20 protein-coding genes are annotated in these 23,124 nt (G+C 47.1%); 9 read left to right on the top strand and 11 right to left on the bottom strand.

Going from position 1 to position 23,124, the window contains the following annotated elements:
• Positions 1 to 64 precede the first annotated feature (64 nt).
• Positions 65 to 3,631, top strand: a complete 3,567-nt coding sequence (gene recB, locus LRP49_RS21720) for an exodeoxyribonuclease V subunit beta (protein WP_274144920.1) — start codon at positions 65 to 67, stop codon at positions 3,629 to 3,631.
• Positions 3,618 to 5,615, top strand: a complete 1,998-nt coding sequence (gene recD / locus LRP49_RS21715; protein ID WP_274144918.1) for an exodeoxyribonuclease V subunit alpha — start codon at positions 3,618 to 3,620, stop codon at positions 5,613 to 5,615. Before recB ends, recD begins: the two co-directional genes overlap by 14 nt.
• On the opposite strand, the gene argA is transcribed toward recD, so the two are convergent.
• Positions 5,581 to 6,936, bottom strand: a complete 1,356-nt coding sequence (gene argA / locus LRP49_RS21710; RefSeq protein ID WP_274144931.1) for an amino-acid N-acetyltransferase — start codon at positions 6,934 to 6,936, stop codon at positions 5,581 to 5,583. The genes recD and argA overlap by 35 nt on opposite strands.
• A gap of 175 nt (positions 6,937 to 7,111) precedes the next feature.
• Here argA and LRP49_RS21705 point away from each other — a divergent pair, with 175 nt between their 5' ends.
• Positions 7,112 to 7,459 (top strand): DUF2850 domain-containing protein, encoded by a 348-nt coding sequence (locus tag LRP49_RS21705; RefSeq protein WP_274144917.1) that lies wholly within the window; start codon positions 7,112 to 7,114, stop codon positions 7,457 to 7,459.
• A gap of 9 nt (positions 7,460 to 7,468) precedes the next feature.
• Here LRP49_RS21705 and LRP49_RS21700 read toward each other — a convergent pair whose 3' ends face one another.
• The gene (locus LRP49_RS21700; protein ID WP_274144916.1) at positions 7,469 to 7,690 is read right to left on the bottom strand and encodes a hypothetical protein; all 222 of its coding nucleotides are present in this window, start codon (positions 7,688 to 7,690) and stop codon (positions 7,469 to 7,471) included.
• 225 nt (positions 7,691 to 7,915) lie between these two features.
• On the opposite strand from LRP49_RS21700, the gene mltA reads away from it, so the two are divergent.
• Positions 7,916 to 9,013 carry a murein transglycosylase A gene (gene mltA / locus LRP49_RS21695; protein WP_274144914.1) on the top strand — a complete coding sequence of 366 codons (1,098 nt, stop codon included), beginning with the start codon at positions 7,916 to 7,918 and terminating at the stop codon, positions 9,011 to 9,013.
• A gap of 50 nt (positions 9,014 to 9,063) precedes the next feature.
• Here the strand turns inward: mltA and LRP49_RS21690 are convergent, their stop codons facing one another.
• The 3 genes from LRP49_RS21690 to LRP49_RS21680 form a co-directional block, all read right to left on the bottom strand.
• Entirely contained in the window at positions 9,064 to 10,032 is a 969-nt protein-coding gene (locus LRP49_RS21690; protein WP_420791655.1) for a TAXI family TRAP transporter solute-binding subunit, read from the bottom strand.
• Between the two features lie 122 nt (positions 10,033 to 10,154).
• On the bottom strand, positions 10,155 to 10,988 hold the full coding sequence (locus LRP49_RS21685) for a beta-keto acid cleavage family enzyme (RefSeq protein ID WP_274144912.1): 834 nt from the start codon (positions 10,986 to 10,988) through the stop codon (positions 10,155 to 10,157).
• A gap of 9 nt (positions 10,989 to 10,997) precedes the next feature.
• Complete coding sequence (locus LRP49_RS21680; protein ID WP_274144910.1) at positions 10,998 to 12,317, bottom strand: aspartate aminotransferase family protein; 1,320 nt, start codon at positions 12,315 to 12,317, stop codon at positions 10,998 to 11,000.
• A 174-nt stretch (positions 12,318 to 12,491) separates the two neighbouring features.
• Between LRP49_RS21680 and LRP49_RS21675 the strand changes: the two genes are divergently transcribed.
• Together LRP49_RS21675 and tcdA are read left to right on the top strand one after the other, a co-directional pair.
• Positions 12,492 to 13,391: a LysR substrate-binding domain-containing protein gene (locus LRP49_RS21675; RefSeq protein ID WP_274144908.1), complete on the top strand. Its 900-nt coding sequence runs from the start codon at positions 12,492 to 12,494 to the stop codon at positions 13,389 to 13,391.
• A gap of 83 nt (positions 13,392 to 13,474) precedes the next feature.
• Entirely contained in the window at positions 13,475 to 14,275 is an 801-nt protein-coding gene (tcdA, locus tag LRP49_RS21670) for a tRNA cyclic N6-threonylcarbamoyladenosine(37) synthase TcdA (RefSeq protein WP_274144906.1), read from the top strand.
• Between the two features lie 70 nt (positions 14,276 to 14,345).
• Here tcdA and phaC read toward each other — a convergent pair whose 3' ends face one another.
• The 6 genes from phaC to csdA all read right to left on the bottom strand — a co-directional run bounded on the left by phaC (position 14,346) and on the right by csdA (position 20,795).
• Positions 14,346 to 16,160, bottom strand: coding sequence for a class I poly(R)-hydroxyalkanoic acid synthase (gene phaC / locus LRP49_RS21665; protein WP_274144905.1), 1,815 nt, complete (start codon positions 16,158 to 16,160; stop codon positions 14,346 to 14,348).
• Between the two features lie 63 nt (positions 16,161 to 16,223).
• Positions 16,224 to 16,571, bottom strand: a complete 348-nt coding sequence (locus LRP49_RS21660; protein ID WP_274144904.1) for a phasin family protein — start codon at positions 16,569 to 16,571, stop codon at positions 16,224 to 16,226.
• Positions 16,572 to 16,620: 49 nt separating this feature from the next.
• The gene (locus LRP49_RS21655) at positions 16,621 to 17,832 is read right to left on the bottom strand and encodes an acetyl-CoA C-acetyltransferase (protein WP_274144902.1); all 1,212 of its coding nucleotides are present in this window, start codon (positions 17,830 to 17,832) and stop codon (positions 16,621 to 16,623) included.
• A 17-nt stretch (positions 17,833 to 17,849) separates the two neighbouring features.
• On the bottom strand, positions 17,850 to 18,590 hold the full coding sequence (locus LRP49_RS21650; protein WP_274144900.1) for an SDR family oxidoreductase: 741 nt from the start codon (positions 18,588 to 18,590) through the stop codon (positions 17,850 to 17,852).
• 543 nt (positions 18,591 to 19,133) lie between these two features.
• Positions 19,134 to 19,556 carry a cysteine desulfurase sulfur acceptor subunit CsdE gene (csdE, locus tag LRP49_RS21645; protein ID WP_274144899.1) on the bottom strand — a complete coding sequence of 141 codons (423 nt, stop codon included), beginning with the start codon at positions 19,554 to 19,556 and terminating at the stop codon, positions 19,134 to 19,136.
• A 15-nt stretch (positions 19,557 to 19,571) separates the two neighbouring features.
• On the bottom strand, positions 19,572 to 20,795 hold the full coding sequence (gene csdA, locus LRP49_RS21640; RefSeq protein WP_274144898.1) for a cysteine desulfurase CsdA: 1,224 nt from the start codon (positions 20,793 to 20,795) through the stop codon (positions 19,572 to 19,574).
• Positions 20,796 to 21,190: 395 nt separating this feature from the next.
• Here csdA and LRP49_RS21635 point away from each other — a divergent pair, with 395 nt between their 5' ends.
• From LRP49_RS21635 to LRP49_RS21625, 3 genes are read left to right on the top strand one after another with little or no spacing between them, the layout of a single operon-like run.
• Positions 21,191 to 22,096 carry a transcriptional regulator GcvA gene (locus tag LRP49_RS21635; protein ID WP_274144896.1) on the top strand — a complete coding sequence of 302 codons (906 nt, stop codon included), beginning with the start codon at positions 21,191 to 21,193 and terminating at the stop codon, positions 22,094 to 22,096.
• Positions 22,093 to 22,713 (top strand): alpha/beta family hydrolase, encoded by a 621-nt coding sequence (locus tag LRP49_RS21630; protein ID WP_274144894.1) that lies wholly within the window; start codon positions 22,093 to 22,095, stop codon positions 22,711 to 22,713. The genes LRP49_RS21635 and LRP49_RS21630 overlap by 4 nt, the downstream gene beginning before the upstream one ends.
• A complete protein-coding gene (locus LRP49_RS21625; RefSeq protein WP_274144892.1) occupies positions 22,710 to 23,084 on the top strand; it encodes a DUF423 domain-containing protein in 375 nt (124 codons plus the stop codon). Before LRP49_RS21630 ends, LRP49_RS21625 begins: the two co-directional genes overlap by 4 nt.
• Positions 23,085 to 23,124 lie beyond the last annotated feature (40 nt).

The raw sequence follows: 23,124 nt of genomic DNA, 5'->3' as shown, positions 1-23,124 counted from the left end.
TCAGTCTTTCGACGTGCCAGCACACATAAATATTAACTTTCTGACAATACCGAGCTGATACTGCATGCCAACACAATCTCTTCAACCCATGACATTTCCACTGCATGGCCTTCGACTTATTGAAGCGTCCGCGGGTACCGGAAAAACCTTTACCATCGCGGGTTTGTATTTACGCCTTTTGCTCGGACATGGGTCAGAAAGCACGGCTCATGCCACGCCCCTTAGTGTTGAGAAAATCTTGGTAGTAACCTTTACTGAGGCCGCAACGCAAGAACTTAGAGACCGTATTCGGGCGCGTATTCATGATGCGAGATTGGCGTTCAGTCGAGGAGAAAGCGGCGATCCGGTGATAGCTCCACTACTGACGGAAACACCAGATCACAAGCAGGCGGAGCAGTTACTGCTTCAGGCTGAGCGTCAAATGGATGAGGCGGCCATTTATACCATTCACGGTTTTTGCCAACGCATGCTGACTCAAAATGCCTTTGAATCAGGCAGCTTGTTTACCAACGAATTCATTACTGATGAGTCCATGCTTCGTGAGCGTGCCGTGGCTGACTTTTGGCGAAGCCAGTTTTATCCTCTCCCCAAATCGTTGGCGGGTGTTGTGAGAAGCTATTGGTCTTCGCCAAAGGCACTGCTTAAAGATATCGGCACGTATTTGGCTGGGCCACTTGTCACCATCAATGCGCCTGTCATGCCCGATGATCTCGTTCAGCTGCATCTTGATAACCTCCAAAAAATTGATGACGTGAAGGGCGTCTGGAAAGCGTCTGTTGCAGATATTGAAGCCATCATTACCGCGTCGGGCGTTGATAAACGCAGTTACAGCAAACGCACCTTGCCAAATTGGATTGCAGAGGTCAGTGAATGGGCGAACCGCCCGACCAACAATTACGATTTGCCAACCAATCTGGAGCGGTTTTCAGCAAGCACACTGAGTGAGAAAACCAAAAAAGGCGAGGTGCCATCTCATCCGGTATTTGATGACATCGATAGATTGGTTGCGCACCCGCCGGGACTTAAAGAAGCATTGCAGGCACATGCAATCAAAGAAGTGCGCACTCTGCTTTCTAGGGAGAAAAAGCGATTTGGATGGCTCTCGTTTGATGACTTGCTATCTCAGTTATCTGAAGCGTTAAAAAATGACACCTCTGGGATTTTGGCCGAGCGTATTCGCGCTTTGTATCCCATTGCCATGATTGATGAATTTCAAGATACCGACCCACAGCAGTATCAGATCTTTAGCGATGTCTATGGTGATGAAAAAGAATGCGGCTTGTTTATGATCGGTGACCCTAAGCAGGCTATTTACGCATTCCGTGGCGCGGACATATTTACGTATATTGATGCACGCAGGCAGGTAGAAGATCACTATAACCTTGGCACGAATTGGCGCTCAACCGCTGACATGGTTTCTGCGGTAAATCGTATATTCGAACATGCTACTGCCCCGTTTATCTATGAAGATGACATTCCCTTTCAGGCAGTAAACTCTGCGCCAGGTGCGGATTCCCGCTATTGGGAAATTCAAGGTCACAAACAACCTGCACTCACGTTTTGGCTGGTTGATGACTCGGATTTGAAGAGTAAGTCTGATTATGAAAATGAGATGGCAGAAGCGACAGCCATCAGCATCCGAGATGTGTTGAATCAGTCCGAAACCAAACAGGCTAACTTTGCCAAAAATGAAGAAAAAACAGCGATTCAAGCGGGTGATATTGCGGTGTTGGTCCGAACGGGCCATGAAGCTGCAAAGGTAAAACGCGCACTGGTTAAAAAAGGGATTGCTTCGGTCTACCTGTCGAATCGAGACAGTGTATTTTCGAGCAGCTTAGCGGCGGATGTTCAGCGTCTTCTTTCTGCTGTGCTAAGCCCAGATAGTGAGCGAACACTTCGCACGGCATTGGCGAGTGGACTCTTCGCGCTGACAGCACAAGAAATAGATACGTTAAACCAAGATGAGAAAGAGTGGGAACGCGCGGTTATCGAATTTTCGACTTACCAGAACGTATGGTTCTCTCGTGGTGTGTTGCCCATGCTGCGTCAGGTTATTCAGCGACGTTCGATTGCAGAAAGGCTGCTGTGTGAGGATGATGGTGAGCGTTCACTCACTGACTTGTTACATTTGGGCGAATTGCTTCAACAAGCCAGCCAAACACTGGAAAGTCACCATGCATTGATCCGTTGGCTAGCCGATCATATCGACAGTCCAAATGGCAGCAGTGATGAGCAGCAGGTTCGCCTAGAGTCTGAGCGAGATCTTGTTCAAATCGTCACTATTCACAAATCAAAAGGCTTGGAATACGACCTCGTTTACTTGCCCTTCGTGTGCAGTGTTCGTGAAGCAAGCGAGCCTTTCTTTCACGATGAAAACCATGCACCGACGTTAGAGTTAAATAACCCTGAAGCGGCCATTGAAGCGGCAGACAAAGAGCGTCTCGCTGAAGATTTGCGTCTGATTTATGTTGCGCTGACTCGTGCGGTGTATGGCTGTTTTATTGGGTTGGCTCCGTTACAAGATGGTCGAAAAACAAAAGATGGCGTAACGGGTGTACATAAGTCTGCGTTGGGCTATTTAATCCAACGAGGTGAAGTGCAAGACGGTGATGGGCTGAGAAGCGATCTTGCCACGCTGGTGGATGGTCAAACCTCGATGACAGTCAGTGCGCCTCCAGAGAGTACCGATGGTAAGTTGGTTGCAAACCTTCAATCGGTTGATGGTCTTGAAGCGAAAGTCTTTGGGCGTTACATCCAACGAAACTGGCGTCTCACTAGCTATTCAGGTCTTGTGAAACAAGGACACGGTTCGGCTTTACCCGCATTACCTGCGTTTGACTTGGATGCGGCAAATGAAAGCGATGACGAAACAGAATTGGAAGACCTCCCGTTCAGTTCAATCTTCCAATTTCCTCGCGGAGCAAGGCCCGGTACCTTTTTGCATACCTTGTTTGAAAACGTCGACTTTACACAAGACATCTACAGTGACGAGGTGATGGAAATGATTCGCCATACCTTGGCCATCGAAAACTATGATGAGGCTTGGTTGCCTGTTTTGCAGAAAATGATGTCAGATGTGCTTGCTCAGACTTTGAATGAAGACGGCATGACACTTTCTCAAATCGGTGAGCAAAACCGCCTGACCGAAATGGAGTTCGTGATGCCAGTTGTGCACTTAAGCAGCTCTGCGGTAAACCGGCTTATTAAAGCCCACGATCCGTTATCCGCCCAAGCGGGTGATTTGGGATTTGATACCGCCAAAGGCATGTTAAAGGGCTTTATTGACTTGGTATTTTGTTGGGAAGGGAAATATTACGTCCTTGACTGGAAATCCAACTACCTGGGGGGCGCGCCGTCAGACTATACACAAGAAGCGTTGGGCCAAGCGATGATTGAGCATCGTTATGATTTTCAATACCAAATCTATTCATTAGCACTTCATCGCTTTTTGCGTCAGCGCATTCCTAATTATGATTTTGACCGACATTTTGGCGGTGTTTACTACCTCTTTGTTCGCGGGGTAGAGGCCAATACACAACACGGCATTTTTTACACTAAGCCAAGCCTTGAACTGATTGCTGGTCTTGATGCGCAATTTGAAAATGGAGACGACCAAGATGGCGATCAGTGATCTGTTAGAAGATCTTTATCAGCGTAAGAGTATCCGAGCTATCGATCGTCAGTTTGGTCAGTTCATTGGAGAGCAACTTGGTGACAAGAATGACCCAATGGTTGGTTGGGCGACCTTGGTGAGTTTTGAATTGGGGAAAGGAAACGTTTGTGTCGATCTGTCCTCTCTTGAAGCAGCTTCTTTGTTTGATTTATCACCGGCGGAGGCGTTGTTGATTGCCGCGCAACTCGAACCGGAAAGTGCGTTGGTTCGCATGGGGCAATCGAATGTGGTTGGTGAAGGGAAAGCAGCAACACCTCTTATTCTTCATGGCACGCGTCTTTATTTAAATCGTTATTGGCAAGCAGAGCAACGCGTGGCAGAGGGCATTGTTTCTCGTTGTAAACCCGTTCTGCTACCAGACGGTGCAAGGGCTACACTGGATGCATTGTTCGAACCAGATATTGCGTTGCTGAAAAGGCTGTATGCGGAATGGAGCGAACAAGAAAAAGCGCAGCGGTTGCTGGACTTTTTTGATGTGGTGCAGCCTGAAAACATTGATATGAACGCGCTTCAACATGCATTAGATGCGGATGCGTCTGCCGTTGATATTCTCGCCCACGTACCAGAAGTTACCCGTCTCAATTGGCAAAAAGTAGCGGCGGCAGCAGCACTCAGTTATCGGTTCTCTGTTATATCTGGTGGCCCAGGAACAGGTAAAACAACCACCGTCGCGAAGCTATTGGCGGCACTGGTGATAAGCAGTGATAAGCCTAACGGCCCTGAGATTAAATTGGTTGCGCCAACCGGAAAGGCGGCGAACCGTTTGATGGAATCTATTGGTAAGGCCGTGGATGCGCTGCCGGTCAGTGAAGAAGTCAGAGGAAAGATCCCGGTGCAGGCGTCAACCATTCACCGATTACTAGGTGCGATTCCGAACCGTGTGGACTTTCGCCATCATCAAAATAATCGCCTTCATTTAGATATCCTTGTGGTGGATGAAGCGTCGATGGTGGATTTACCCTTGATGGCAAGATTGCTGGCGGCCTTACCCGATCATGCGCGTGTCATCTTGCTGGGGGACCGAGACCAGTTGGCTTCCGTGGAAGCGGGTGCGGTACTGGGTGATATTTGCTTGGGCGTTGATAAAGGGTACAGCGAAGAAAGAGCCGCGCAGTTGATGTCACTAACTGGTTTTAACCTGTCAGGCTCTGCGGCAGTGCCCGCCGTAGCAGATGGTGTGTGTTTATTACGCAAGAGCTATCGATTCCACGCCCAATCTGGTGTTGGCCAACTTGCCTTTGCGATTAATGCGGGTGATACACGATTATTGGACAGAGTGCTTCGCCATGGCTATTCAGACATCTTGCTTCATGATTTAAACGGTGATGTGTATGAGCAAGCTATCGTGCTGGCTGTGGAAGGCTATCGTCGATATTTGGGTGCGTTAAAAGCAGGAACCGACCATCGTCATGTGTTGGAGTACTTTTCCGATGTTCGAGTACTTTGTGCGTTAACGGAGGGGCCGTTTGGTGTGAAAGGGCTAAATAGTGCCATTGAAAAAGCACTGGCTGATAACCACCTCATAGCGCCAGGGGAGGAGACCTTCTATCCCGGGCGTCCCATCATGGTGACTCAAAATGACCACGGGCTTGGGTTATACAATGGTGATATAGGCATCGTTGTGAAACAAGATGACGGTTTGCGGGTGGTGTTTGAATTGTCTGATGGCTCGGTAAAAGCATTTCTGCCAAGCAGATTGCCTGAGCATCAAACCGCATATGCGATGACGGTACACAAATCCCAAGGGTCAGAGTTTAGTCATACCATCTTGGTGCTTTCACCCACTCACTCACCCGTGATGACCAGAGAGTTAGTGTATACAGGTGTAACAAGAGCCAAAGAACGTTTAGATGTGTTTGCCACCCGCTCCAGTTTGGAACGGGCGGTTCGACGAAAAACATCACGATTTAGCGGGCTGGCAGACGCATTGGGTGTCCGTTAAGCGAGAGTGTCAGGACTTTTGAACGGCGTTGCAGGTTGTAAAGCTGCTGCTTTGCATCCGGCAACGCTGATATATCTGCTTCGATAAACCCTTGCTCTCGGAACCAATGGATACTGCGAGTTGTAAGTACAAAGATAGTTTTTAAGCCATCTTGCAGTGCTTGTTGCTGAATATACTGCAGTAGATGTGAGCCTCTATCGCTGTCGCGATATTCAGGGTGCACGGCAACGCACGCCATTTCACCACTTTGTGAGTCATGGTAAGGATAAAGTGCAGCACAGCCTATGATTCTGTCGTCACGGTCAATAACAGTAAAGCGAGGGATTTCTTGTTCGAGCTGTTCACGTGAGCGTCGCACCAGAATACCTTGCTCTTCAAGCGGGCGAATGAGTTCCAAAATTCCGCCGATATCATCAATGGTTGCTTTTCTCACCCTCTCAGCACTTTCCGTCACGATTTGTGTGCCGATACCTTCAACGGAGAACAGTTCCTGTATCAGTGAGCCGTCTACTTTATAACTGAGTAAGTGGCTTCTTGGTACGCCTGAGCGGCAGGCTGCGACAGCCCCTCTTAAGAACCTCACTGTGCCTGAGTTTGTGTCTCCAGCGGCTTCGCGTTGGGTTAGAATTTTATCGGCCTGATGCGGGAAAAGCTCCGACATTACGTTGCCTTTAGGGCCAATCACGCCTTGTAGTGAGCAAAAGCCAATCAGCTTGTCGGCTTTGAGGCGAATAGCTAACTGTGTAGCGACTTCTTCCGAGGTTAGATTAAAGCACTCACCAGTCACGGAGCTGGCGACGGGGCCCAAGAGTACGATTGAGTGTTGATCGAGTTGTCGGTGGATGCCATCAATATCGATCCGTCTGATCCGTCCGCTGTGACAGTAATCAATGCCATCATCGACGCCAAGCGGTTGTGCTATCACAAAGTTCCCACTAACGACGTTGATCTGAGCACCTGCCATGGGCGTGTTATTTAAACTCATGGATAGCCGCGCAGTAATGTCGAGTTGAAGTTGTCCTGCGGCCTGTTTGACTATCTCAAGCGACGCGGCATCGGTAATGCGAACACCTTTGTGGTAGGGGGTTTCTAACCCTTGTTTCTCTAGGTTTTGGCTGATTTGAGGACGGGCACCATAGACAACGACTAAGCGAAGACCAAGGCTATTTAGCAGGGCTATATCATTGACGATATTACCGAAGTTGGCATCAGCAATGGCTTCCCCACCCAGCATAATTACAATGGTTTTGTTGTGATGGGCATTCACATACGGTGCTGATTGCCTAAATCCTTTTACCAGTGCTGTACTACGAAGTTTCAACACCTTACTCCATGTTTTGTGATTGTTTATGCTTGAATACTGACTAATTATTCTGCATTTTGCAAGGGGTGTGAGCTTGCTTCAGAGTCTATGTGCCCGACTTTAACGGCAGTATTGGCGTTTCTATAATATCATTGTGTGATAAATTAGTTTTTTATAAAGGTGAGTCGCTTACGTGAGCATTGTCGGGCAATCTGTCGCGCTATTTGTCGTTCTTGTTGGGGGAACGATAGGATTTCTTGTTGCCAATGATATCCCCATATTTTCAAAAGTTGATCAGTCTGCTATCTACGGAGAATGGATAGAGCAAGGAGTCGCGCCATATGCCGCAGACAGATTTGAAGTCCGTAAAGACGGCATATATGTGAAAGGGGCGAGAGCCACGAGTCACTACGAGTTTACTGGGTCGAAGCTGATTTACACTGTGGGTAACAAAACCTACCTCTATGTTGTAGAAGGTGTTGATACTTTACAGCGAGAAAAACCTTACCACTACAGCACTCCATTTGAAAAGCGGCCCTAGCCAGAAATGTTAATAACTGGATGGCAGTGCGCGTAACAACTCTGTCAGTGGGCACATACCCAGAGCGACTCGGCGCATTCTATCTGCCACATCGTCGGTGCCACCGAGGCATCGGCGAATACTGTTATTGATCATCTCGTCGCTGCTGCCATCGCTGGCCAGTGTTCTTATCCACTGATACTCAATAGCATCAGGATTGAGTAATGTTTTGCGGCCCACTTTGAAATCCATCCCGTACTCCTTTACAGGTAATGTTTAACTTTTAAGACATTTTCTTTTCACTGAATTTAAACGAATTACTGTGACAGAAATGTGACAAAACATTTCACACTATGAACGATATGCTCTCGATCGCATTATAATCATCAGTAAATACGTGGGTTTATTCCGTTTTCGTTGCAGTATGAGCGTGCTTCTGTCACCCTCGAATGCATGTACGATTAATCTGGAATTCCTGTGAAACGCGCACTTTATGTTGTCGGTCTTTCCCTACTTATGACCGCTTGTGCTCGTCCAACTGACCGTGGACAGCAATACGTTGATGGTAGCTTTGATGGCGTTTTAAACCCTGTCGAGTTGGTTACTTCTGAAAAGCCAAAAGACTACTCCCTTTTTCCTGCGCAACTAGAACAGGTGGAAACGCGCTCTCCTTCAATGACGGCTTCTCATCAAGCACTGTATGACAGCGTTAAACGCTGGTTATCTGAAAGTGGTGAGCCAACAGCGTTGACTGATTACGGTATTAACATCGAACAGATGGGCGGCGGGGACAGTTATGGGAATGTGCTATTTACAGGCTACTTTTCCCCAGTGATTGAGATGAGGCACGAGCCTGACGCTCAGTATCGCTATCCCGTTTATGCAATGCCTAAATGTGATGAAAAATGCCCAACACGTGAAGAAATATACAATGGAGCATTGGATGGTCTCGGACTTGAGCTTGGCTACAGCGCATCGCTAATCGATAACTTCATCATGGAAGTGCAAGGAAGTGGCTTTATCCATTTTGGTGACGATAACAAACTTGAGTATTTCGCCTATGGTGGTAAGAACGGACACCCTTATGTCAGCATTGGTAAGGTGCTTATCGAGCGTGATGAAGTGTCCCGTGAAAAAATGTCCCTGAAAGCAATCAAAGATTGGGTTGCTGCACATGATGAGCAAACCGTTATTGAGTTGCTGAATCAGAATCCGTCTTATGTCTTCTTCTCACCTAAATCGGCTCATCCAGTCACGGGTACGGCAGGCATTCCATTGCTGGCGGGCGCATCGGTGGCGGCTGACCGCGAATATTTGCCTATGGGTAGCGTATTGCTGGCAGAAGTGCCTCAACTCGATACTGAAGGAAATTGGAATGGCCAGCATGTATTAAAATTGCTGATGGCACTAGATACCGGTGGGGCAGTGAAAAAGAACCACCTAGATCTCTATCATGGCATGGGTGAAGATGCGGGTATCAAGGCCGGCCACCACAAGCATTTTGGACGAGTTTGGAAGTTGAGCAAACCAAATCCGGACGCTGAGGTGAGCGAGCCTGTAGCGAAAGCAGAATAGAAAAAGGCGGGACAAAGTCCCGCCTTTTTAATTTTACGTATCAGTGTGTCTTATTTGATCAGACCCACTTCACGGTAGTATTTTTCTGCGCCTGGGTGAAGTGGTGCAGACAAACCGTCAGCTACCATTTCTTCTTTCTTCAGGTTAGAGAAAGCAGGGTGCAGACGACGGAAGTCATCAAAGTTCTCGAAGACTGCTTTGGTGATGTTGTAAATTACGTCATCCGGTACTTCGGTAGAAGACACGAATGTCGCACCAACACCAAACGTGGTGGTGTCGTCAGCATTGCCGCGATACATACCGCCAGGAATAGTTGCTGAACGGTAATAGTCGTTCGCATCTACCAGTTTTTGAGCTGCTTGGTTGTTAACTTCCACAATCACGCTATCACATGCTGTGGTTGCCTCTTGAATTGCACCGCTTGGGTGGCCAACTGTGTAAACCATTGCATCGATTTTGTTGTCACACAGTGCTTTAGATTGCTCAGCAGCTTTCAGCTCCGAAACTTGTTTAAAGTCGTCCATGGTCCAGCCCATTTCGTCCATCAGTACTTCAATGGTGCCGCGTTGGCCTGAGCCTGGGTTACCCACATTGACACGTTTGCCTTTCAAGTCATCAAACGTTGTGATGCCTGCATCAGCGCGCGCAACAACAGTAAACGGTTCTGGGTGAACTGAGAAAACCGCACGGAGGTCTTTGTAAGCCCCTTGGTCTTTGAATTTGCTGGTGCCGTTGTAAGCATGGTACTGCCAGTCAGACTGAGCGATACCCATGTCTAGCTCGCCAGCGCGGATAGTGTTGATGTTGTAGATAGAACCGCCAGTTGATTCTACTGAGCAACGAATGCCATGGTCTTTTTTCGACTTGTTAACCAGACGGCAAATTGCACCACCAGTAGGGTAGTACACACCAGTGACTCCGCCAGTACCAATAGTTACAAACTGATTCGCCTGAGCAGGTACGGCAGTTAAAGCAGCTGCAAAGCTCATTGCGGCCAGAGTTGGTTTTAACGCTTTCATGCTTTATGTCCTTGTCGATGATGTGATTGCTAACGGGGTGATAATCCACCGTTACAAAAATGTGAGTCAATGTCGCATCGAAATTATGTGATAGGAGCAATTTCGATCGCAAGAGAGATACCTCACGATTCAAAGCTACGAGAGATATTTTTTCTTAAATCTTCCGCAGAATTGATATTTAAACCCATTTTTTGAGACAAGAGCGCGAGTTGCTGAACGAGTTCCGCATTGTTTATCGCATGCTGGCCCATTAAATTTACTAGGTTATTTTCGAATCCAACACGTACATCGCCACCGAGTGACATCGCCGCCGCTAGACATTGATGCTCATCCTCACCAAACGCGCATGTAGCCCATGAAATCCCCTCACAACTTATACGTTTAATGTCAAAATTGAGTAAGTCTGTGGGGGCAGACAACATGCCCTTTTTATACTTGCCTAGTACCAATAGTAGGTGATGACCTCTATTCGGCAACTTTTCATCGTTAAGCATCTGAAAATACAAAGACAAGTCAGCGGCATCATACAAAATGTATTGGGTGTAGATTTTTCGTTCTAACAACTCGTAAAAGAATCTGCTCGCATCACGTTCGAAACTGGCGTTAGGGCGCAGTTCTCTGAGGGCAAGAGAAACAGCTTCGGGCTGTGTCCCTCTAACGAGTTCCATCTGTTCATGGGGTTTGAATTGGCCAACGGCTTCGGTGGTGAGTTGGATAACAAGGTCGTGATCGTGCTGTTTTCGTATTTCGGTAAGCCACTCATTGTTGAGTGCCACATCTAGCGTATGCTTGCCTTCTTTGTCTCGCACATGCATATGTGCCATTGCTGCGCCCGCGTCCGCACACAGCGTCAGACACTGGCTCATTTCATCGAGTGTGAGGGGAAGCTCCTCATGAGCTTCTTTTCCTCGTCGTGCGCCATTTGGCGCGACGATAATGTTTCTTCCTTTCTGCACGGCAGGTCCCTATTTAAATACGTTGTCCAACGTGCGACTGAGCTTAAGCACCAGTTCGTCTATTTCGTTTTCAGAAATAATGAATGGGGGGGCGAGAAGAATATGATGCCCTTGCTTCCCATCTATGGTTCCGCCCATGGGGTAACACATCAGGCCTTCTTGCATCGCTGTTTTCTTCACCTGTGTGTGAAGAGCACGTGTTGGCGAGAACGGCTGTTTGCTCTGCTTGTTTTCGACCAGTTCAAGGCCTAGAAACAAGCCTCGCCCACGAATATCACCAACAAATGGGTGTCCGGCGAATTCAGAACGCAATTGTTTGACCAGATAGCTACCGCGTTCTGTCACTTGGTTCAAAATGCCCGAATCTAATGCATCAAGCGTGGCACAGGCTGCAGCGCATGCCAAAGGGTGTGCCATAAAGGTGTGACCGTGTTGGAAATAGCCAGAACCCTGCGATATGGCGTCATAGATCTTATCGTGAACCATGACTGCCCCAATGGGTTGATAACCCGCGGCAAGACCTTTTGCCATGGTTACTAAATCTGGCGTAATGCTTTCTTGCTCATACGCGTAGTAAGTCCCCGTGCGGCCGCTCCCGCACATCACTTCATCGAGAATCAGCAGCACACCGTATTTGTCACAGATTTCTCGAATACGTTTGAAGTATCCGTTTTCAGCAACCAGTGCGCCGGCCGTTGCACCTACGACGGGCTCAGCAACAAAGGCGATGACAGTCTCTGGACCAACAGCAAGTAGACGATCTTCAAGCTCATTGGCAACACGTTGGCCATATTCATAGTGCGTTTCGTCTTCTTTTTTATCGCGGTAGGCGTAGCAAGGTGCAATCAGTTCGCTATTGATGAGTAGTGGAGAGAAAGGCTCTTTTCGCCACATGTTCCCACCGACACCCAGTGCTCCCAACGTATTACCGTGATAACTCTGGCGGCGTCCAATGTAACGGGTTCGTTGGGGCTGACCCGTTTCAATGAAGTACTGTCGTGCCATTTTAAGAGCCGATTCGACAGCTTCTGAACCGCCACTGACGAGGTAGACGTGATTGAGTGGGCCGGGGGCTTTGTCAGCTAACCTGTCAGCGAGCTCTTCAGCGACGGGAGATGTGAAAAACCCAGTATGAGCATATGGAATAGTGTGCAGTTGCGTTTGAATTGCTGCGAGAACGCCTTGGTGGTTGTGCCCGAGGCATGACACGGCGGCTCCGCCACATCCGTCTAAATAGGTTTTTCCTTCGTTATCAGAAATGTAAACACCTTGGCCTCCTTCCACAACAGGAGGTTTTGTGTGGCAGTGTCGTTGCAATATGTGGGTCATCGTTTTCTTGCGCCATCCCTAAACAAGAATATTGAATTATTGTGTTTGCCCCCAAGCGGATGAAACTTTTTGATCGCTTGGATACTTAAGTATTAACGGGTTGGAAATTGAACAGCAAACGATATAAATTCAGTGGGTATTCCAAAAATTCATACCGACGGGAGTGTGCGCTGTATGAGTATGCCAATACCTCCGATTAAGACACTGCGAACATTTAGTGTGGTCGCTCAAACGTTGAGCTTCTCAAAAGCGGCAGCACTGCTTAATTTGACGCAAAGTGCCATCAGTAAGCAGGTCGCCCAGCTCGAGGAGTTGATGGGGTGCTCGCTATTTGAACGCAATGGGGGAAAGGTTGAACTAACAGATGCAGGGCGACGGTATTTACCCTCTGTGGTTGAAGCATTGGAGAATTTACAGCATGCCACGTCGTCTGTTATGCAGTCATCAGAAACGAAAAGTCGCGTCGAACTTTCAGTGCCGCCGTCGATGGCGAGCATGTGGCTAATACCGCGGTTAGGTGATTTCAGGCGTCAGCACCCCAAGATAGATCTTGTCGTTCGAGCAAGTGTGACGGCAGACGGGCAAAATCGATATCAAAGCGATATCGCGATTCATTGCCTGCCACTTTCAACGCATGAAGAAGATGCAGAGCTTATTATACGTGAACGACTCTTGCTGGTGGGTTCTCCTGAGTTGATGCAAGGCTTGGACAATATAGACGCACTACTTACGCTCAAGGCAATTAGCCATATCACGCGCCCTCAAATTTGGAATCAGTTCTGGCATAAGCAAGGCGTGTCGCCCGATACTCCCCAATATGGTGTTGGCTTTGAACACTTTTATATGGCTCTAGAGGCGGTAAGACACAGTGAAGGTATCGCACTTATCCCTGAATTTTTAGTGCAGCAGTATGTAAAAAATGCAGTCGTGGTAAACCCGGCATCCATGATCTTTGATAGTCCTTATGGGTATTTCCTATTTAGTCATGGTTATAAACGTCGATTAGGACCAGTAAAACAAGTGATAGATTGGTTGCGACGAGAAGTTATTCGGGGGATCTACTTACCTAAATGACGCGGGTCTGACATGGACATTTTTATGTCAAACGAGTATAAACCGCAGTCCAATGGTCTTTTTCATAATCAGAGCGAATTAGTATGACAACACCTTCTCCAGCATCGGAAAGCTACCAGCAACGTTTTGGTGGCACTCGCCGCTTATATGGTGCCTCAGAGCTTGAGATACTGCGCCAGTCACATGTGTGTGTGATCGGTATTGGTGGTGTTGGTTCTTGGGCGGTGGAAGCCCTCGCGCGTAGCGGTGTAGGAACGCTGACCTTGATTGATATGGATGACATTTGTGTCACGAATATCAACCGTCAAATTCATGCGATGTCAGGCACTATCGGCCAAAGCAAAATTGACGTGATGGCAGAGCGTGTTCGCGCAATCAATCCAGATTGTACCGTGCATTTGATTGATGATTTTATTTCGGAAAGTAACATTCCCGATTACATCACCAAAGACTTTGATTATGTGTTAGACGCAATAGATAGCATCAAGCCAAAAACGGCACTATTAGCTTATTGTAAGCGCAATAAAATTAAAATCATTACGGTTGGTGGGGCTGGTGGTCAGATTGATCCGACTCAAATTCAGGTTGCAGATCTAACTAAAACGATTCAAGACCCGCTGGCGGCGAAGCTTCGTAATAACTTACGTCGCTTCCACAACTTCACCAAAACACAGGGTCGAAAATTTGGGATTGATTGTGTGTTCTCAACAGAGCAGTTGAAATATCCACAACCTGACGGCAGTGTTTGTGAGACAAAAGCGACAGCAGAAGGGCCAAAACGCATGGATTGTGCGAGTGGGTTCGGTGCGGCAACTATGGTGACGGCAACGTTCGGTTTTGTTGCGGTATCTCGAATTATTGCGAAGCTGACGGCGAAAAAGTAAGCCGTGTTTTGGCGAGTTTTAGAAAAGAAAAGGCCGCTATGCGGCCTTTTTTAGTCTGAGTCTGTATCGATTAAGCTTCTGCTTTTGAGCGTGGCTTTTTCGCAGCAGGTGCCTCTTGAGGTACAGGTAGAACCTGCTTCACGTAATCACCTGGTGCAACATCGAGGACAGGGTATGCTTCCGAACCTTGCTGGTAAGGTGCAATCTTCTCTTTCGGGCTATAAGCAGACAGCCATTTGTCCCAGTGTAACCACCAAGAACCTGTGTTGTGCTGTGCTGATTCAAACCATTCATCGGCAGATTCACTCAATTCTTCATTGAGCCAGTAACCATATTTTTCTTTTGCTGGATGGTTAACAATACCTGCGATATGACCAGACTCTCCCAGTACAAAGGTTTTGTTTCCACCAACATTTAGCGCGCCACGGTATGTGCCTTGCCAAAGTGCGATATGATCTTCTTTGGTTGAAATGAAGTAGCTTGGAACTTTGATTTTATTTAAATCAATCCACACGCCACCAATTTTAACGCCTTTGTCCTGAACCAGCTTGTTGTTCAGGTAGAGTTCGCGAAGCATAAAGTTGTGCGTTGTCGCTGCAACATTCGTGCTGTCACTATTCCAATAAAGAAGATCAAAATCGACAGGACTATTCCCTTTGAGGTAGTTGTCGATGTAGTAGTTCCAATAGAGGCTATTTTCACGAAGCAGACTAAATGTCACGCTCAATGAACGGCCATCCATGTAACCTTTTGCATTGTTTTGTAGCTCGATGGCACTAATCACATTGTCATTGATATAGGCACCGACTTCGCCAGGCTGAGCAAAATCAAGCAGAGTCGTGAAGAATGACGCTGACTTGATGCGTGCTTTCATACGCTTGGCTGCATAGTACGCAATGGTACTTGCTAACACTGTGCCACCAATACAGTAGCCAGCAGCGTTGATTTGAGATTTTCCAGTGATGTCTTCAATCGCCGTGACTGCTTTCACCACACCTTCGGTAACATAGTCACCAAATTCAGTGTCTCTTTGGTCAGCACCAGGGTTGCGCCATGACATCATAAAGACAGTGTGACCTTGCTCTACTAACCAACGTACCATGGAGTTCTTCTCACGAAGATCCAAAATGTAGTACTTGTTGATAAATGGAGGCACGATCAGTAACGGTGTCGCGTTTACTTGTTCGGTAAGCGGTCGGTACTGGATCAGCTCAAACAGTTCATTTTTATAAACAACGTCACCTCGCGTGTTCGCCACGTCTTCACCGAGGCGGAACGCATTGTTGTTGGTCATGCGGATTTTAAGAATATCGGCACTGGATTCGAGGTCTTCTTGCAGGGTTTGCAAGCCTTTTACCAGGTTTTCGCCATTCTTTTCCATCGTCAATTTCATCAACTCAGGGTTAGTCCCTACGAAATTGCTTGGTGACATTGCATTGATCGCTTGGCGAGAAAAGAAAGTCAGACGTTCTTTAGCCTTGTCATCCAAGCCTTCAACAGCATTGATGGTATCAAGGTATGTGCGTCCGAACAGTAGGTAGGATTGTTTGATAAAGTTATAGCAAACTTCATCCTGCCAGCTTTTGTCTTGGAAGCGTTTATCATCTTTCTCTGGCGCGACAATTTCTGCTTGGTTCGCAGCTAATGTTACGTTTTGCCAGATTTGCATTTGCTTTTCCCACCACTGCATTTGAATTTGCAGCATTGCAGCGGGTTGATTAGCAGCACCTTCCAATAGCTTTGCGGTGTCATCAACGCTTAGCTCATGAATGGCTTTGTTTAAGGGTGTGTCTACGGCCGCCTTGCCTTGCTCGAGATCCTTCCACCATTGCTGGTTACTCTCTTGGAGTTTTACAAGGTAGTCCGAAAAGAAGTTCTGATACATGTGTAAACCCTCTTGATCGGAAACAACACCGCCCTCAGCAATGCTGAGGGCGGGTAACCTTGATTAAGCTGGCGTAGCCGCTTTCAGGTTATCTGCAGTCAGTTTTTCCAGATCATCTTTGAACTCTTTAGCAACAGATTGCAGCTTGGTGCTGTCATCCATCATTTGCTGAGACAATTTGGTCAGAGCTGCCAGTTGTTGGCTGCTGTATGCAGTCATTGACGTTACGTCAGTCACTTCACTTGCAGCTTTAACTTGTGCCAGACCCATTTCGCTGTAAGTTTTCACAGCGTTCAGTTGAAGCTCAGTCAGAGTCTCAACGTTTTTCGCAACTAACTTGTTGAATTTTACGTAAGGTGCCAGAGTTTTTTCAGTTTGCTCTGAGAACGCTTTAAACATATCTGTGTACATGGTGTTTCTCCTGAGAGTAGTAATTAGATCCAAGGGGGTTTAACGTTCGTTAGCTATTTGCACGTTTAACGACAACTGCCGTTCCCATGCCGCCACCGATACATAGCGAAGCTACACCGTAGGTACCTTCGCGTTTTTCCAGTTCGTGGATCAGGGAGACCAAAACGCGGTTTCCTGATGCGCCGAGTGGGTGGCCCAATGCAATTGCGCCACCATTTACATTTGCTTTTTCCAAAATGGCCTCAGGGGTCACGTTGTGCTGATCCGCCAATTGGTGGACAACACCCAGTGCCTGAGCAGCAAAGGCTTCATTGAGCTCGAACAGATCCATATCGGAAATCGATAGCTCTGCTTTCTTCAGAGCTTCGGTTACAGCACCCACAGGGCCAAGGCCCATAATTTTTGGATCTAACCCAACTTGTGCATAGCTGGTAATTTCAGCCAACGGTTTAAGACCTAGACGCTTAACCGCTGATTCTGATGCGACGACAATGGCACTTGCACCATCGTTCAAGCCTGATGCATTACCCGCAGTCACTGTGCCTTCACGGTTGAAAGCAGGACGGAGTTTTGCCAAGCCTTCTTGTGTGCAATCGGCTTTAGGGTATTCGTCGGTATCAAAAACAACAGTTTGGCGACGTTGCGTTACTTCGACCGGCACGATTTCATCTTTGAAACGTCCAGCTTCGATAGCAGCAACTGCTTTTTGTTGGCTTTGTTGAGCGTACGCATCTTGTTGCTCTCGGCTGAGGCCGACAAGTTCAGCAACGTTTTCAGCGGTAACACCCATGTGATACTGATTGAACGCGTCAGTCAGGCCGTCATTGATCAACAGATCTTTGAGGCTGATGTCGCCCATCTTTTGCCCACCGCGCAACGCGCCAGATGCAGCAAAAGGAATTTGAGACATGTTTTCAACACCGGCAGCTACAACAACTTCAGCGTCACCACAACGAATGTGTGATACCGCATCCATCACTGCTTTCATGCCGCTACCGCAAACCATATTGATGGCGTACGCTGGGACATGTTCAGGAAGGCCAGCGAAAATAGCCGCCTGACGACCAATGCCCATACCTTGTCCTGCTGCAACCACGTTACCCAAGATGACTTCGTTTACTGCATCTGGTGCAACGTTGCCTGATTCCAACGCACCTTTGATTGCTACAGCAGCCAGTTGGCCTGCAGGCGTATCTTTCAGTGAGCCAGTGAATGCGCCAAGCGCCGTGCGCTTCGCAGCGACGATAAACACTTTTTCCATGTGAACTTATTCCCTTCTTAGTTCATGTACAGGCCGCCGTTGACCGACAGCGTTTCCCCAGTGATATATGCGCCAGACTCACCAGCAAGGTAAGCGACTGCATCGGCAATTTCTTCCGGACGCGCTAAGCGTTTCATCGGGATTTCTGCCTTAATAGAATCGAGCACTTCGTCGCGCATCGCTTCTACCATTGGGGTTGCTGTATAGCCAGGGGCAACAACGTTTGCCGTTACGCCATATCTCGCGCCTTCAAATGCCAACGCTTTAGTGAAACCAATCATGCCCGCTTTCGCTGCGGAGTAGTTGGTTTGACCAAACTGGCCTTTCAGCCCATTGACGGAAGAGATATTCACGACACGACAACCGCCTTTTTCGCACATTGCTGCAAAGAGAGGTTGGGTTACATTGAAAAGACTATTGAGGTTGGTATCGATAACAACGCGCCAGTTTTCGGCGTCCATTTTCTTGAAAAGCCCATCACGTGTGATGCCCGCATTGTTTACGAGCACGTCGATGGTACCTTCTTCCTCAAGAAGTTTTGGTAGACGCTCTGCACATTCCTCTGTGTTAGTAACGTCTAATTCGAATAAGCGCACTTGATCTGAATTGAAATTCTTCTCTTCAAACCATTGCTCAGCACATTGCAGGTTTCCGGTGAAGTAGGCTGCAATCACGCGATAGCCCTGACTTACCAGTTTTTCTGTGATCGCCGAGCCGATACCACCTTTCGAACCGGTGATGAGCGCGAGTTTCTTCATTGATGACTCCATTCTTAACAACAAGCATTAAATGACCCCTGTAACTGCATTTGGAAGCCCAAAAATACAGGCACCGATATATTTTGTTTATAGCGCATAAGGGTTGAGACTAAGGAAACTCAGTTAGTCTCAGAATAAGATAAATTATTATTATGGCGATTTTGTGACCACCGAGATTAAAGATATACAATCTTTTGAGTAAGGCAAAACGAAAGGAGGGAGAATTATCGAAACAAGATCTCGATCCACAATATAGCACCAGAAGTTAACGCAATGTTAATTTCTGGTTCATATTGTGTTCTATTTGGGTTTTGCTTGTGTTTTTTGCTGCTTTGCGTAGAAGTTGGGCCGTTTTAAAACGGTATTTCCGGTGAAAATTATTGCGCAAAAAACAGTCATATTTAGTTAAGGAATAAAGTAAGAAATTGGCAAACTAAATATCAGAATAATTGACCAAAGTCTCAGCTTTATAGTGTTGTTTGTACGGTAACGTAGTCATCAAAAGCACTGAAAAAGCTGAATAAACCGCACTTTAAGTAGTGCTTAGATGGCGCGAATGTGTTCAATGATGCCGTGGATTCCATTGCTTCGTGATTCACTTAAATGATTCATCAGATCCATTGTTTGAAAGTAATTGTCAAACTGGAAGGTTTGAATATCCTTGCGGGTTTTTCCTTCTACCGCTGCGAGAATAATAGATAACAACCCTTTAACAATACGCGCATCTGAGTCTGCAGAAAAATAATATCGATTTTCTTTTTGAGTGACGAAAAGCCACACCTTACTTTCACAGCCAGGTACATTCAAACTTTGCGTTTTTTGCTCTTCAGACAGCGCAGGAAGCTTTTTTCCTAGCTGAATGACAACACGGTATTTATCTTCCCAAGAGCGGCAATCCGCCATTTGAGACAAGATTTGGTCTGTGGTGATTTGGGTGCCGAATGGGTGGGCAGGAAATGATGTCATGATGCTATGCCGTTATTAAAGTAAGTCGCATGCTTTTTGGATCGCCGCAATGCAGCGATCAATGTCTTCTTCGGTATTATACAAAGCAATGGATACACGCACACAACCATTGATACCCAGTGCATCCATGAGGGGGTGCGCACAATGATGCCCAGAACGAACGGCGATGCCTTGTTGGTCGAGAAGGGTTGCAATATCTGAGTGATGGACGCCATTTACGTTGAAAGCCACAACGCTTGCACCAGGCTGTAGGCCAATGATTTTCATGTCTTCAATATCTTTAATGCCGTTAACCAGTCGAGATTGCAGTTGCCCAACGTGATTTTCAGCCTCGGCTCTGTTGACTGTGCTATACCAGTTTATGGCTTCAGCTAAACCAATGGCACCAGCCACATTCGGCGTTCCTGCTTCAAATTTTGCTGGCGATTGTGCGAACTGGGTACCGTCAAAAGAAACTTTCTCAACCATCTTACCGCCACCATGCCAAGGTGGCATGGCGTCAAGAAGTGTTGGCTTTCCGTATAGGGCACCTATGCCTGCTGGTGCGAAGAGTTTATGACCAGAAAAAACGTAAAAGTCAGCATCAATGTCTGTTACGTTAATGCCTTCATGCACCACAGCTTGTGCGCCGTCGATAACCACAACCGCGCCCATGTTATGGGCCTTTTCAATGACGGGCTCGATGGGGTTGCGCGTACCTGTGACATTGCTGATATGTCCCAGTACGACTAACTTGGTTTTCTCATTGAGGAGCGAATCAAAGGTATCTAGATCTAGGGTGCAGGTTGATGGATCAATCGGCCACTTAACAATGGTCGCGCCCGTTTGCTGAGAGACTATTTGCCAAGGGACTATATTTGCGTGGTGTTCCATTTCACTGACAAGGATTTCATCACCTGGTTTTAAGTGTTGTCTTGCGTAGCTCTGCGCAATGAGGTTTAGCGCTTCAGTTGCGCCACGTGTCCAAACGATGCCGTTCGTTGGTGCCCCTAAAAAGTTTGCGACGGTTTTTCTGGCTGCTTCAAAACGGTTGGTTGCGGCAGTTGTCAACGAGTGAGAACCACGATGGACGTTAGCCGTTGCACCCGAATAATACTGACTGATTGCGTCAATGACTGCTTTAGGCTTTTGCGATGTGGCTGCACTGTCAAGGTATACCAAAGGCTGTTGACTGCCATTGTGTGTTAGAGACGGAAAGTCCTTTCGTATTGCTTCAACTTGAAAAGGGCGCGTTGTCATCGTGGGAAAATCACTTAAAACAGAATGGAACAGGGAGAGAATGATCACCTTTCTAACGCGTTAACTCAAGCGAAAGTCTATTTCTATGTTTTCTGTGGTGCAAGATGTGAGAATGTGTGTATCGCAGGCAAAAAAAAAGCACCGAGTTTACACTCAGTGCTACGACAAATCATTTGATAGATCGGATTCAAAATACAGCAAGTATTAGGGTAGCAATCACTACCGAGATCTGGCATTAGCCAAAAATATGCAAACACAACATCGCAACCACAAAGAGAGATTCGCGAAAAATGCGGGCTTTGTGGTGCGAGCAAACTATAGGGTTTCTCTGGTACTAGAACAATGGACATTTTATAATGTTTTGCATTAGAAAAACTTATCCTAAAAGGTGAGATATGGCCCGTCGATTACCCCCCTTAAATGCACTACGCGTATTCGAAGCAGCCGCGCGACACCTGAGCTTCACGCGTGCAGCTGAAGAATTGTTCGTAACACAAGCAGCAGTCAGTCACCAGATTAAAGCCTTAGAAGAATTTCTTGGTCTAAAACTGTTTCGTCGAAGAAATCGGTCTTTGCTCTTGACTGAAGAGGGGCAAGGTTACTTTCTTGATATAAAAGATATTTTTATTGCATTGGCTGATGCGACTGATCGTGTGCTCGAACGCGGTGCAAAAGGTGCGCTGACCATTAGTTTGCCTCCGAGTTTTGCAATCCAATGGCTAGTGCCACGATTGGCGGATTTTAATCAGCAGCACCCTGAAATTGACGTACGGATTAAAGCCGTTGATATGGAGGATGGCTCGTTAACTGACGATGTGGATGTGGCGATTTATTACGGGCGTGGAAACTGGCCTGGGTTGCGTTGTGATGAGCTTTATCCTGAATTCTTATTGCCTGTTTGCAGCCCCGCAACGCTTGCCAGCAGTAAGCCTCTAAATAGCCTAGAAGACCTTCAACATCACACTTTGTTGCACGACCGCTCACGCAAGGATTGGAAAGCGTATGCCAAGTTCTACCAGATTAGTGGTATTAATTTAAACTATGGTCCGATTTTTAGTCATTCAGCGATGGTTCTTCAAGCTGCCGCGCTTGGACAAGGTGTTGCATTGAGTAATAACGTACTTGCTCAACCAGAATTGGAGTCGGGACGTTTAGTTTGTCCGTTTGATCATTTCTTGATGAGTAAAAATGCCTTTTATCTCGTTAGCCAGCAAAAAGATGCTGATTCAGGAAGAATCAGTGCATTTCGTGAATGGGTACTGGCGAAAGCCGCCGCAGAACAGGAGAGTATTTCTGCATGAATCATGTGTTAATTGATGGTCCTGACCATGCTGAACATACCTTTATCTTTGCTCACGGTGCAGGGGCAGGAATGGAGCATGACTTTATGGAAGACGTTGCCAAACGTATTGCTGCGAATGGTGTTCGGGTTGTACGTTTTAATTTCCCGTATATGGTTAAGCGTACCGAAGACGGTAAGAAGCGACCGCCTGACCGCGCTCCAAAGCTCCTTGAAGCCTTTGAGGCGGTGATAGAAAACTATGCGTCGAAGAACACGGTGATTGGCGGAAAATCCATGGGAGGGCGTATGGCGAGTCATTTGTCTGCGTCTCCAGCAATAAAAGGAATAGCCTGCCTAGGTTTCCCTTTTCACCCGCCAGGTAAGCCTGAAAAAGACAAGGGTGAGCACTTGGCATCACTGACTATACCTACACTGATCCTCCAAGGAGAGCGAGACACTTTTGGTAACCGAAGTGAACTCGAAACTTATCCGCTGTCTGATTCAGTGACGTTAACCTTCATACCTGATGGTGACCACAGCTTTAAACCACGTAAAGCGTCTGGTCATACAGAATCAGAAAATCGCCAATTGGCAGCAGAAAATATCGTGGCTTTCATTCAAAAGGTGTGTGCATGACGGGAAGGAGAATTGCATCAATAGGGTGCCTCGTTGCAGGAATCGCCGTCGCGCTTGGAGCCTTTGCCGCACATGGACTAAAAGCGCAGTTAACACCCTATGAGCTCTCGATCGTAGAGAAAGGTGTTCAGTATCAATTTTGGCACGCGCTAGCACTTATTGGTTTAGGCCTTTGGTATCACGTGGTACCTAAGCGCAGTGTGGTTGTAGCATCTTGTTTTATCGCAATTGGTATTCTCTGTTTTAGTGGCAGTCTTTACGGTTTAGCACTGTCAGATTGGCGATGGTTATGGCCAATCACCCCATTAGGTGGAACCTGTTTTTTAATTGGCTGGGGGACAGCTGCGTGGTCTTTGTGGCGCAAAGCTTGAGTTAGTGGTGCTGCTTGACGATAATGGCGCGTTATTTTTA

Origin of the sequence: Enterovibrio qingdaonensis (assembly GCF_028683135.1) — a bacterium.
Taxonomy (GTDB): Bacteria; Pseudomonadota; Gammaproteobacteria; order Enterobacterales; family Vibrionaceae; genus Enterovibrio; species Enterovibrio qingdaonensis.
Note: the sequence above shows the minus strand (reverse complement) of the source record. Positions and strands in the feature narration are given on the sequence as shown.